This window comes from Nocardia sp. AB354, from assembly GCF_049538315.1.
Classification (GTDB): Bacteria; Actinomycetota; Actinomycetes; order Mycobacteriales; family Mycobacteriaceae; genus Nocardia; species Nocardia nova.
Map to the genome: position 1 here is coordinate 252,929 of NZ_JBMVFU010000006.1, position 10,614 is coordinate 263,542.

The 10,614-nt window shown below is 69.8% G+C and carries 13 protein-coding genes; 4 read left to right on the forward strand and 9 right to left on the reverse strand.

Going from position 1 to position 10,614, the window contains the following annotated elements:
- Window positions 1–5: 5 nt before the first annotated feature.
- Window positions 6–686, forward strand: a complete 681-nt coding sequence (locus ACPCUW_RS11590; RefSeq protein WP_063014668.1) for an SRPBCC family protein — start codon at window positions 6–8, stop codon at window positions 684–686.
- A 10-nt stretch (window positions 687–696) separates the two neighbouring features.
- Here the strand turns inward: ACPCUW_RS11590 and ACPCUW_RS11595 are convergent, their stop codons facing one another.
- On the reverse strand, window positions 697–1,248 hold the full coding sequence (locus tag ACPCUW_RS11595) for a nucleotidyltransferase family protein (protein ID WP_423424713.1): 552 nt from the start codon (window positions 1,246–1,248) through the stop codon (window positions 697–699).
- A gap of 174 nt (window positions 1,249–1,422) precedes the next feature.
- Between ACPCUW_RS11595 and ACPCUW_RS11600 the strand changes: the two genes are divergently transcribed.
- Both ACPCUW_RS11600 and ACPCUW_RS11605 read left to right on the forward strand, forming a co-directional pair.
- A complete protein-coding gene (locus ACPCUW_RS11600; protein WP_064907715.1) occupies window positions 1,423–2,058 on the forward strand; it encodes a TetR/AcrR family transcriptional regulator in 636 nt (211 codons plus the stop codon).
- Between the two features lie 330 nt (window positions 2,059–2,388).
- On the forward strand, window positions 2,389–3,291 hold the full coding sequence (locus ACPCUW_RS11605) for an SDR family oxidoreductase (protein WP_423424715.1): 903 nt from the start codon (window positions 2,389–2,391) through the stop codon (window positions 3,289–3,291).
- Window positions 3,292–3,328: 37 nt separating this feature from the next.
- Here the strand turns inward: ACPCUW_RS11605 and ACPCUW_RS11610 are convergent, their stop codons facing one another.
- The 6 genes from ACPCUW_RS11610 to ACPCUW_RS11635 all read right to left on the reverse strand — a co-directional run bounded on the left by ACPCUW_RS11610 (window position 3,329) and on the right by ACPCUW_RS11635 (window position 7,727).
- Window positions 3,329–3,754, reverse strand: a complete 426-nt coding sequence (locus ACPCUW_RS11610; protein ID WP_146100921.1) for a hypothetical protein — start codon at window positions 3,752–3,754, stop codon at window positions 3,329–3,331.
- 186 nt (window positions 3,755–3,940) lie between these two features.
- Window positions 3,941–4,315 carry a DUF2255 family protein gene (locus tag ACPCUW_RS11615; RefSeq protein ID WP_423424716.1) on the reverse strand — a complete coding sequence of 125 codons (375 nt, stop codon included), beginning with the start codon at window positions 4,313–4,315 and terminating at the stop codon, window positions 3,941–3,943.
- A gap of 73 nt (window positions 4,316–4,388) precedes the next feature.
- Window positions 4,389–5,072 carry a mycofactocin biosynthesis peptidyl-dipeptidase MftE gene (gene mftE / locus ACPCUW_RS11620; RefSeq protein WP_423424717.1) on the reverse strand — a complete coding sequence of 228 codons (684 nt, stop codon included), beginning with the start codon at window positions 5,070–5,072 and terminating at the stop codon, window positions 4,389–4,391.
- A complete protein-coding gene (gene mftF, locus ACPCUW_RS11625; RefSeq protein WP_423424718.1) occupies window positions 5,059–6,444 on the reverse strand; it encodes a mycofactocin biosynthesis glycosyltransferase MftF in 1,386 nt (461 codons plus the stop codon). The genes mftE and mftF overlap by 14 nt, the downstream gene beginning before the upstream one ends.
- A gap of 100 nt (window positions 6,445–6,544) precedes the next feature.
- On the reverse strand, window positions 6,545–6,754 hold the full coding sequence (locus ACPCUW_RS11630) for a TOBE domain-containing protein (protein WP_062962613.1): 210 nt from the start codon (window positions 6,752–6,754) through the stop codon (window positions 6,545–6,547).
- 55 nt (window positions 6,755–6,809) lie between these two features.
- Window positions 6,810–7,727 carry a TIGR03620 family F420-dependent LLM class oxidoreductase gene (locus ACPCUW_RS11635; protein ID WP_423424720.1) on the reverse strand — a complete coding sequence of 306 codons (918 nt, stop codon included), beginning with the start codon at window positions 7,725–7,727 and terminating at the stop codon, window positions 6,810–6,812.
- Between the two features lie 414 nt (window positions 7,728–8,141).
- On the opposite strand from ACPCUW_RS11635, the gene ACPCUW_RS11640 reads away from it, so the two are divergent.
- Window positions 8,142–9,044 carry a LysR family transcriptional regulator gene (locus ACPCUW_RS11640; RefSeq protein ID WP_064906513.1) on the forward strand — a complete coding sequence of 301 codons (903 nt, stop codon included), beginning with the start codon at window positions 8,142–8,144 and terminating at the stop codon, window positions 9,042–9,044.
- 45 nt (window positions 9,045–9,089) lie between these two features.
- Here ACPCUW_RS11640 and ACPCUW_RS11645 read toward each other — a convergent pair whose 3' ends face one another.
- Together ACPCUW_RS11645 and ACPCUW_RS11650 are read right to left on the reverse strand one after the other, a co-directional pair.
- Entirely contained in the window at window positions 9,090–9,905 is an 816-nt protein-coding gene (locus ACPCUW_RS11645) for an acyl-CoA thioesterase domain-containing protein (protein WP_423424722.1), read from the reverse strand.
- 207 nt (window positions 9,906–10,112) lie between these two features.
- Window positions 10,113–10,511 (reverse strand): hypothetical protein, encoded by a 399-nt coding sequence (locus ACPCUW_RS11650; RefSeq protein WP_423424724.1) that lies wholly within the window; start codon window positions 10,509–10,511, stop codon window positions 10,113–10,115.
- Window positions 10,512–10,614 lie beyond the last annotated feature (103 nt).

Sequence of the window (10,614 nt, forward strand, 5' to 3'; positions counted from 1 at the left end):
CCTTCATGAAACTCGACAACACGTTCACCATCCCCGTTCCGGCCGCGCAGGCCTGGCCGGTACTGCTCGACCTCGAACGCATCGCACCGTGTGTGCCCGGCGCGACCATCACCTCGCGCGAGGGCGACGATTTCCACGGCCGGATCAAGGTCAAACTCGGCCCGGTGGGGTTGAGCTACAACGGGATCATCAAGGTCGTCTCGCAGGACGAACAGGCCGGGGTCGCGGTGCTCGAGGGCCGCGGCCGTGAAGCGCGCGGCAACGGCACGGCGAAGGCGACCATCACCTGCCGATTGGTCGAGAACGACGGCAGCACAGACGTTTTCGTCGATACCGATCTGGCGATCACCGGTAAGCCCGCCCAGTTCGGCCGGGGTGCGCTGGCCGATGTCGCGGGAACGCTGATCGGGCAGTTCGCCACCAATCTCGCCGACGAGATCACCGCCTCGGCACAGCCGGCGGCCGAACCGCTGCGCGCCGTCACGGAGTCGCCGGATACGGGCGCGGCCACTGTCACCGCGCCACGGCAGCGCAGCGTCGCCGCCGCGCCGCGGACCCCGGCGGAGCCGCTGGATCTGCTCGCGGCCGCGGGGTCCGGAAATCTGGTGCGTTACGGCGGATTCGCGGCGGCGCTGCTGATCGTGGTGCTGGTGGCCGCGCTCCGGCGGCGAGCACGACAGGGCTGACCGGGCCGCGTCAGCGCTCGAGGTCGCCGGGTTCGTCGATATCGCGGCCGGTGGCCAGATCACCGCATTCCACGGTCTGCGCGGGGACAGTGCGCAGATAGGCGGCGGCGCCGCGGTCACCGGACAGGGTCGGCAGCAGACCGGCCCAGTGCCGGCGGGCGATCACCACGGGATGGCCGGGGCGTCCGGCGAAACTCGCGCGCGCGATACCGGACGGGCCGGCCGTCGCTCGCTCGATCACCCGGGCGACGACATCCGCGCCGACATCGGGCGTATCCACCACGTGCAGGGCGGCGTAGGCACCGTCGAGGCGCTGCGCCGCACCGATTCCCGTGCGCACCGACGCGCTCATTCCCTCGGCCCACTCCTGCGCCACCACCGTGGTGGTCGCGGGAACGGGTGGGACCTCGGCGGCGCCGAGCACCACCACGACCTCCGCGCAGCCGCCGTCGCGCAGTGCGTTCACCGCGGTGGTCAGCCAATCGCCGACCGTGGCCTTGGGACGGCCGAATCGCCGTCCCGCCCCGGCGGCGAGGACGACTCCGACGACTCGATCCGACATGGTTGGCCTCTCGGTGGGGAAACTGCTGTGGCGCCAATGTAATAGCGGAAACGCCGGTCCTTTGTGGACTCGGCCAATTCGCCGTCGCAAGCCGCCGAACAGGCGAAATATCGTTCCCGGGCATCCTAGGATGAGCAACCGACCAACAGGCGCGAGATCAGGTAGGAGTGCGTGATGCCGTCCAAGGCGGTCGGTCAGCGTCGACGCCCGACGCAGGAGCGTGCGAAGGAAACCCGCCAGCACATCCTCGACACCGCGGCGCGGTTGTTCGGTGAGCGCGGGATCGAGAACACCTCGACCAACCGGATCGCCGCCGAGGCCGGTCTCAGCATCGGCACCGTCTACCGGTACTTCTCCGACCGCACGGTCATCGTCGAGGAATTGCTGGAACGACTGCTGGTGAGCATCGAACGCCGCTTCACCGAACGGCTCGATCGCGCGGACCGCTCGGTCGAGGATATGACCGCCGACATCCTCGCCGCCATCTGCGACGAACTGGTCGACAACGCGAAATTGGTTCGCGCCCTGGCCGCCGGAGTGCAGTTCTACAACAGCGGCATCCCCGAATTCGAACCCCGCCTGCGCCTGCTGGTGAAGGTCCTGCTGATCCAGATCCTCGGCCCCAGCGACGACCACGAACTCGACGTCATGGCCTTCGTCCTGGTGAACACCGGTTTCTCCGCGGTCCTGCGCGCCTCCGCCCTCGAGGTCGACCCCGAGGAACGCCGCGAAGCCATCGTCATGACCGCCCGCATGATCGGCGCCTGGAGCACCGCGGAAATCGAACGCCGCGCAGCGAATTCGGCCTGAGCGCTCCCTCGCGGCCACTGTCGTTCGACGAGGTGCTGAGCGCGTGCCGGTCCGGGAATACGGTGCCCGGATGACGATGATTCGAGCCGGTCGCGATCTCGCGGCGGATATCCGGGTGCGCTCGCTGTTGTCGGCGGCGGTGGGTGGCGCCTAGGTCCTGCTCACCACGACCTCGCTGGGCGAGAAGTATCCGGGCGTCGAGCGATTCCTGGTTCGCCTGGCAGTAGGTGATGACAGCGGCTGACATCGAGGTGTAGCGTGATGGCAGTCGCTGACATCGGCGGCCGCCGTGCGAGAGGTGCGGCGTATTCCTCGCGGGAAGGTCTTTCCATGCGCGTATTCATCACCGGGGCGTCGGGACATGTGGGGTCCGCGGTCGTGCCCGAACTGCTGTCAGCGGGACACGAAGTGATCGGACTGGCACGATCGGATGCCTCGGCCGCGGCGTTGAAGGCCGCGGGAGCGCAGGTGCAGCGCGGAAATCTGGACGATCCGGAGGCGCTGGCCGAGGCGGCGGCCGCGGCCGACGGCGTGATCCACCTGGCGTTCAAACACGAGAACATGATCGCCGGAGACTTCCTCGGTGCGGCGGACGCCGACCTCCGGGTCGTCCGGGCGTTCGGTGAGGCCCTGGCGGGGTCGGGTAAGCCGCTGGTCAGTACGTCCGGAACGGGTCTGCTCGCGGCTTTGGGCCGAACCGGCACGGAAGCCGACTCGCTGCCGGCCGGGCCGCGCATCGACTCCGAGAACGAGGTGATCGGATTCGCCGAGCGCGGAATCCGATCCAGCGTGGTCCGGCTGCCACCGACCGTGCACAGCACCCTCGACCGCCAGGGTTTCGTCCCCATCCTGATCGCCACCGCCCGCGAGAAGGGCGTGTCCGCCTACGTCGGCGAGGGCGCCAACCGCTGGCCCGCCGGCCACACCCTCGACGCGGCGAACCTGTACCGCCTGGCTCTCGAATCCGCCCCCGCCGGCACCCGTCTGCACGCCGTGGGCGACGAAGGCATCCCGCTGCGCCGCATCGCCGAGGTGATCGGCCGCCACCTCGACGTCCCCGTCGTGAGCATCGCCGCCGAGGATGCCCCCGCTCACTTCGGTTTCCTCGCCCCCATGGTCCAGCTGGACAACCCCACCACGGCCGAGGCGACCACATCCCTGCTCGGATGGAAACCCTTGCACCCCAACCTCATCGAGGATCTGGAGGAGGGCCACTACTTCACCGGGCGATAACCCGGAAGCACCGGCGGCCCACACGAGCCGCCGGCGCTCACCGCATGCGCCGCTCACACTCCTCGAACGGTGTGCCGGCATTGAAGCAGTCGGCCAAACCGCTTTGGATGTCACCACTGGTCGGCGGCTCGCCGCAGAGAATTCCGCAGCGCTGATAGCCGGGGACGGCGGAACCGTCGGGGAAGTGGCAGCCGTTGTCGTCGCAGGTATAGCCCCGGGTATTGGGGTCGTGGTTGAGGGGTCCTCGCGAGTAGGACCACACGTAGGCGTCCGTGCCTTCGACCTGGGTGCAATAGACGGTGCGGCCGTTCACGAGGTGGGCGCTGCCACCGTGGTCGTCACAGTAGGCGTTGAGCTCGACCTCGGGGCCCGGAGCTGCGGTCGGCGACCCGGATCCGCTGCCGGGTGCAGGGACAGCACCGGCCGGCGCGACCATCAGAATGGTCGCGGCCGCGGCGCTCACGAATCCGACGGCACATCGTCCTGTGCTCCGGAAACGCTTCGATCGGATCATCGGCCCCACCCTTCGGTCCCTGTCTACGACAGGTCCGGACGATACCTATTCGCACCGACAGCTGTCGACGGCGCCCGGACGACCCCGTATCGATGCCAATGAGGACGACGTCGAGCGCGACTGCCCATCCCCGTACTACCCGACAGGGTCCATGCGCAGGGTGGTGTTCTCGGCGGCGGGGGCCAGCATGGGTTCGAGGGCGGTGGGCTGGTCGCGGTACTTCGACTCGTAGGCCTTGCGGACGCGGTCGTTGATGTAGGAGTCGGTGACCGGGTGCAGGGTCACGTCGGTTTCCACGCCGTGGGCGCGGATCCGTGCGCCGCGGGTGTGCATGGCGTGGCGGTACCAGCCGCCGGATCGGCCGTAGGCGGAGCGGATGTAGAGATCGTTGTCGACGCGCACCACCCAGATGGTGGTCCAATCCCGCAGTGCGCCACTCTCGTAATAGCTGGTGATCCGCAGTTCCTCGGAAGATCCGATCCGATCGAGCTGAGCGGCGGTCCAGGCCATGTCGTTACCTCCATCGATCGCGATGCAGTGGTTCGCCCAGGCTAGGCCGATTCCCGGCGGCGATGGGGCTGCCTCAGCGCGGTTCGGGGAATCTTTCGGCGACCGCGGCGATCAATGCGCCGGCCCAGTGGTCGAGGATCCGCGCGCCCTCGGCGGCGTCGGCGGTGGTGGGATCGCCGAGTATTCCGTTGGCGCTCACCGCTTTCACCCCGCCGGACCGCAGCCGCGGCATCAACTCGCGCAGCGGCCGGGTGGCGCCGGGTTCGGCGCGGTGCATCGTCACCCGCGCCGGGGTCAGGTGGAGCATGACCGAGGTTTCCCCATGACCGGCATGAGTGTCGTCGGCCGGACCGGTCGGCGACCACACCAGCGTCGATCGGCCCTCCGCGGTGAGCAGACGTTGGGCGGCCCGCAGCGGCTCGAGGTTTCCGCCGTGCCCGTTCACCAGAATCACGCCCGCGAATTCGTCCGCCGAGCGCACCAATTCGACGATCAGCAGTTCCAGGGCGCGGTGCCCGATCGACAATGTCCCCGGGAATCCGGCGTGTTCACCACTCGAGCCGTACGGAATCTCCGGCGCCGCAACGATATCCGGACGCGTGGCGACCAGGCGGCGGCACAGTTCCACCGCCACGGTGGTGTCGGTGCCCAGCGGCAGATGCGGTCCGTGTTGTTCGGTCGCGCCGAGCGGGATCGCCAGCAGCGGCGCGCGGTCGGCCTCGGCGAGGTCCGCCGAGGTCAGATCAGCCAGACGCATCACTGTCTCCGTCGGTTCGATACAGCAGCGGCACCACCGGCTCGGCGGTCCGCGTCCGCAGACAGCCGGCCCACACTCCCGTCCCGTAGGCGAGATCGTCGGCGATGCGCAACAGTCCGGCCCGCGGATCCCGCCCGGCCGCCACCGCGTGGGCCACCACCGGCAGGTAGGCCGCGAGCAGCAACCGGCGGCCGCGGCGGCTGAACAACGCTGCCGGCCACCAGATTCGGCGCAGCGCATCGGCGAGCTGACGCACCGCGGACACTTCGGCCTCACCGACCACCGTCGCGGCCATCGACGCCGGCAGCCCGACGGTACGCAGCCGGCGCAGCTGCCGCACCGGTTCGACGGCCGTCACGATGCCGAACCACGGGCGGCCCAGCGCGATCGTGGCCCAGCGGAACGCGGTGCTGCGAGGCAGGCGCGCGCAATACAGGTGTCCCGGATGTCGCCGCGCCAGGACAGCGGCCGAGGTGCCGTAGTCGTAGCGCTGCCGCAGCCATGCCCGCAGCGTGGTGCGCGGCTCGTGCCGGACCACCGAGTCGGGTTGGTACCGAACGACTTTCCCGTCACTCACGAGCCGCCAGACCAGATCGACATCCTCGCCGTAGCGCAGGCTTTCGTCGAATCCGCCCGCTCGTTCCCACGCCGACCGTCGCACGACCAGCGCCGCGGTCGGGACATAGGAGATGCGCCCGCCCGGCCGCACCACCGCCGGTTCGCCACCCATATCCAGACTCGATCGGTGGGCCTCGTAGCTGCCGAGCACACCGTGCTCGAAGGTCCGCACCCGAGGAGCCACCGCCGCGACCGCGGGATCGTCGAACAGCGGCAGGAGCGGGTCGAGCCAGCCCGGATCGGGCACGATATCCGAATCGAGAAAGGCGATCAGCTCGGTGGCGACCGCGCGGCATCCGCTGTTGCGGGCTGCCGCCGGGCCGCGCGCGGACGCGTACCGGACGATCGTCACGGTCGGTGTTGCGTGCGTGCGGTCCCCGTCCTCGGCGACACCATCGGTGATCGGCTCGGCCGAACCGTCGTCGACCACGATGCGGGCGCTCACGTCACCGGTCGCGGCGAGCAGCCGGGTGAGTCCAGGGAGGTTGTCCTTGACCGGGATCACGACCGTGACATCGGCCGTGGTGTGGCGGCCCTGCCCGACTGCCGGGTGCGCGACGCCCGCCGCCAGCATCCGCTGCGCCAGCGCCTGCGCGCTCGCGTCACTGCCGACCGGCTCGCCCGCGAACCACGCCCGCACTCGGCGGGCGCCGGCGGGGGAGAGGCGCAGCATTCGTAGCGGACTGCCGCCCAGCAGTACTCGTCCGTCGGGCGAGAACCGCAACCGCGCGTCCGGACGCAGCGTGACGGTCACAACGGCACAACCTCCATCGCACGACCCGGCCGGCACCGGCCGCGTCCGGGAACGAACCAGACCAGGCTACGTGTGCCGCCGGAGGGCGTGGCCGGTGGATCTATTCGATGCCGAGTGTCACCTCGGTTGATTTGATCAGCACCTTGACCGTCGAGCCCTCGGCGAGGCCGAGATCGTCCACGGCATCGCGGGTGATCGACGAGGTGATCTCGTCCCCGCCGGTGAGGCGGACCCGCACGACTGCCATGGCCTCACCGCGAGTGACCGAGACGACGGTGCCGTCGAGTTGATTTCGGGTGCTCAGGCGCATGCGGCGACCATACGCCCGCGACCTGCTGCGGCGAGGGAGGGCGGAGTCGGCGCGTTCAGCAGATCTCGCCGAGGGCCGGCGCGATCGACACCAACTGTTCGATACCGGAGCCGAATTCGGTGCCGATCGGTGGCAGCAGCACCACATGGTCCGCCCCGGCGTCCAGATGGGAGCGGATCGTGGCCGCGATCGATTCCGCGCGGCCGTGGGCGACGAGTGCGTCCACGACCCGGTCACCGAGTTCGTCGATTTCGATTGCCGGATAGCCCAATTCGACGAGTGTGGCGCGAAACGACGGCCGGGCGGCCCACGTTCGCACCACCTCGCGGGCGGTCGCGCGGGCTCGCCCGCGATCATCGTCCACGACCACCGATTGGCCCACCACCAGCAGTTTTCCGGGGCCGAGCGCGTCCCGGGCGCGCGCGGTATGTTCCGCGGGCAGGCCGGCCGGCAGGGCGCCGTCGGCGATATCGGCAGCGAGGGCGAGCATCTTCGGACCGTTCGCGGCGAGAATGCGGGGATAGGACGTCTCGGGCGCGGGTGGCCAGGTTTGTTCGTCCATCCCCGCCACGTAGTCCCGCATGGTCGTCAGTGGGCTGCCGAATTCGCGGCCGACGCTGTCGGCTTGCTGCGGATACCCCACACCCAGGCCGAGCACGAATCGCCCCGGATATGCCTGGGCGAGGTAGGCGGCGGCGCCGTGCGCGGTCTGCGGCGCCCGAGCCCAGATGTTGGCCACGCAGGTTCCGGCCGTCATCCGTTCGGTGGCGGCGAGCAGGACGGCCAGGTGCGCGAAGGCGTCCTTGCCGATCACCTCGTTGGTCCATACCGCCCGGACGCCGGCCTTTTCCAACCGGCGGCCCGCGCTGCGTTGCTCCTGTGCCGAGGGCGTCCGGGTGAACGACACCGGGAGGGTGACGCCGACCGGTCCCAGCGCGCTGCGTGCGGCTTCCACGACGGTGTTGCTTGTCATCGATTGTCCCTCCTGGGATGTACGGAGATTCGTTGAAATGGGTTGTGCTGGTGAGGAATACGTAGGCCTCGACGAGTGTCTCGGGGTCGGCGGCCGGTAGTGCCAACCGGTGTCGCGAACCGGCGGCTGGTGGTGCAACCGGTGCCGCGGACCGGCGGCCGGTAGCGAAAACCGGTGCCACCGGTAGTGCAACCGGTGCCGTTGACCTGACGGCGCGAGAGCAGTGTCGTGAGGCGTCGGCGCGGGGTGGGTCCCGCTCCTGTCGACGCCGCCGCCGGATCTCCCGCCGCCAACTCACTCTCGCACCGGCGACGGGCGCACTGCCAATGAATCTTTCGTCTGACGCAATACATTTTCCGTATCGCCCCAGGTAGGCGCAGGTGAGCACTCGGGCCCCACGGCTAAGCTGGCGTCATGCCCGAGACGTCGCCCGTGGACCTCGATCTACGGCTGGTGCACTGTTTCACCGTGGTCGCCGATCATCGGCACTTCGGTCGCGCGGCCGAGTCGCTGCACGTCACGCAGCCGTCGCTGAGTCGCCAGATCCACCGGCTGGAACAGCAACTCGGCGCTCGCCTCCTGGACCGCACTCCGCAGGGAAGCCGGCTCACCGAGGCCGGTGAGGTGTTCCTGCCGCAGGCCCATGCGCTGCTCCGGGCGGCGGCCGCGGCGGTCGCCAAGACCCGCGCCGTCGCCCAGCCGGGGCGCCTCGCGGTCGGCTATACCAGCGGGCTGATCGTCACCCCCGCCGTCCGGGAACTGCGCCGCCGCCATCCCGATGCCGAGGTGCGGGCCCAGCACGTGCCCTGGAACGACGTCCCCGCCGCGCTGCTCGAACATCGCGTGGACGCGCTGGTCACCCGGCTGCCCTTCCCCACCGAGCGGCTGCACGTCACCGTCCTCTACGACGAACCGCGGGTGGTGATCCTGCCGACCTCCCATCGGCTCGCGGGCAAGGAATCGGTCACCCTCGCCGATATCGCCGACGAACCGTTGCCCCGGCTCCGCGATTCCGATCCGGCCTGGAATGCCTACTGGCGCATCGACCCTCGCCCCGACGGACGCTCCGCCCCCGACGGCCCGATCATCGACGCGATGGAGGACAAACTCGAGATCATCGCCGCCGGCGAGGCCGTCGCCATCGCCGCCGGCTTCCGAATCCACACTCTCCGCCCAGACCTCACCGCCGTCCCCCTCACCGACGTCGACCCGGCCCACGTAGTCCTGGCCACCCGCGCCGACGACCGCAGCCGCCTCGTCGCCGCCCTCCGCAAAACCGCGCAAACCGTCCTCACCGGCCCCACCCCGGAGAGCTGATCACGCCGGGATGCCGGTCGAGCGGCGCCGACGAGAAACTGTCGCTCAGTCGGCGCCGGGGACGAGGCGTACGGCGCGGCGGGCGTTGGCGATGGCGGAGACGGTGGTGGTGCCGAGGACGCCGTCGCGATCGAACATCACCGCGGTGCCGACGGCGAGGCCGTGATGTTCGACGCGTTCGGTGAGGGCGAGGCCGATTTCCCTCTCGGCCGGCAGCCGGGTGATCGCCATCGTCACATCGGGATTGATGTATTCCAAGCCCGCGCTGCCGAGATTGGACACCATATTCGTGACGTCGGCGACCGAGGCCGCGAACTGGAACGGGGTCGGCTCCTCGCCCTCGACCACCGGAATGGCGAAGTGCCAGATGCGTTTTCGGGGGCTGCCGAGGAAGGCGTCGGACCACTCGCCCCAGCCCTCGGATTCGGCGTAGTAGAGCCGTTCCGGGTCGCGGGTAGCGCGCATGCCCGGATCGGGGGCGGTCGGAGTGGTGCCGCCGGACCACACGTGCCCGGGCGGGGCCTCGCTCGCTCGCAGGAACAGCGCACTCGCGCGGGCCGCCGGTTCGCCGTCCTGGCTCAGCACCGCGTCGACCAGGCAGAGGCGGGGACCTTCACGGACGATCGTCGCGGAGGTCACCGAGGGGCGCATCCGGACCGCGCGGAACAGATCGAGCGTCCACCGCACCGGCTGCAGATCCGGACGGCCCAGGGCCTCGACCGTCCGCTCGACCTCTCGCGCCAGCGCAGCGCTGACGGCCGGCCCGCGCATCTGGTCCGCACCCCAGCCGCTGCCCGCGCGGGGTTCGGGGTGCAGTTCCTCGGTCTCCTCGTGCTTGACGCGGAAGAACGCACTGTCCATGGCGCCGAACTCCTTCCTCACCGGCCGACGGCCGGGCACCCACGATCATCAACCGCCCGGAATCGACGATCACTTCCGGGGGTAGGCGAAGCCGGGCCGGCAACCGAGGAGATCAGGGCGCCGGGACCCGGCCGTGGTGGACGAGACAACGTTCTTCGGACCCGAATACGTTGTGACAGAAGGTATCCCGCAGATCGGTGAGACGAATCACAACCAGGCCAGCAATCGACGCCACAGGCTGCGGCGCACGTGCGCTTCGGCGGTCATGGGCTGTGCTCGCGAGGGCGTGGGCGGAGCGGGCTCGCCGCCCGAGGCCGGATCCGGGACGGCCGGGGACTCGGCGTCGCCGTAGGGTCCGGGCGGCGTCGCGCCGGCTTCGGTCATCGGCGCCGGTTCCGCGCACGGAGCCTGTGACCAGGCGAGATGGGGCGGGGGATGGGGGCCGTCCGGCGGCATGAAATGGGTGAAGCGCGGCAGTTGCACGGTCGGGTCGTCCAGGTCCCGGCGCAGTTGGTTGCAGAACTGCTCGACCGAGCCGTAGCGATCGACGATCTCCTCGACCAGCAGAGCCGCCGACGGAGTTGTCGTGATCAGTTTGCCGCTCACCGTTCTCCTCACCTCACGGCCCGGACTCGATCTGCCGCATACCGGGCTCAACCGTCATATGTCTGCGAATAACCCCCAGCACATCCACGGCGAGTCGGGGAAA

Bases quoted from the DNA above. Each gene is read 5' to 3' on its own strand.
- ACPCUW_RS11645 (WP_423424722.1), bottom strand. From the start codon at position 9,905: ATGGACAGTGCGTTCTTCCGCGTCAAGCACGAGGAGACCGAGGAACTG.
- ACPCUW_RS11595 (WP_423424713.1), bottom strand. From the start codon at position 1,248: ATGTCGGATCGAGTCGTCGGAGTCGTCCTCGCCGCCGGGGCGGGACGG.
- mftE (WP_423424717.1), bottom strand. From the start codon at position 5,072: ATGCGTCTGGCTGATCTGACCTCGGCGGACCTCGCCGAGGCCGACCGC.
- ACPCUW_RS11630 (WP_062962613.1), bottom strand. From the start codon at position 6,754: ATGCGCCTGAGCACCCGAAATCAACTCGACGGCACCGTCGTCTCGGTC.
- ACPCUW_RS11640 (WP_064906513.1), top strand. From the start codon at position 8,142: ATGCCCGAGACGTCGCCCGTGGACCTCGATCTACGGCTGGTGCACTGT.
- ACPCUW_RS11600 (WP_064907715.1), top strand. From the start codon at position 1,423: ATGCCGTCCAAGGCGGTCGGTCAGCGTCGACGCCCGACGCAGGAGCGT.
- ACPCUW_RS11635 (WP_423424720.1), bottom strand. From the start codon at position 7,727: ATGACAAGCAACACCGTCGTGGAAGCCGCACGCAGCGCGCTGGGACCG.
- ACPCUW_RS11605 (WP_423424715.1), top strand. From the start codon at position 2,389: ATGCGCGTATTCATCACCGGGGCGTCGGGACATGTGGGGTCCGCGGTC.
- ACPCUW_RS11590 (WP_063014668.1), top strand. From the start codon at position 6: ATGAAACTCGACAACACGTTCACCATCCCCGTTCCGGCCGCGCAGGCC.
- ACPCUW_RS11615 (WP_423424716.1), bottom strand. From the start codon at position 4,315: ATGGCCTGGACCGCCGCTCAGCTCGATCGGATCGGATCTTCCGAGGAA.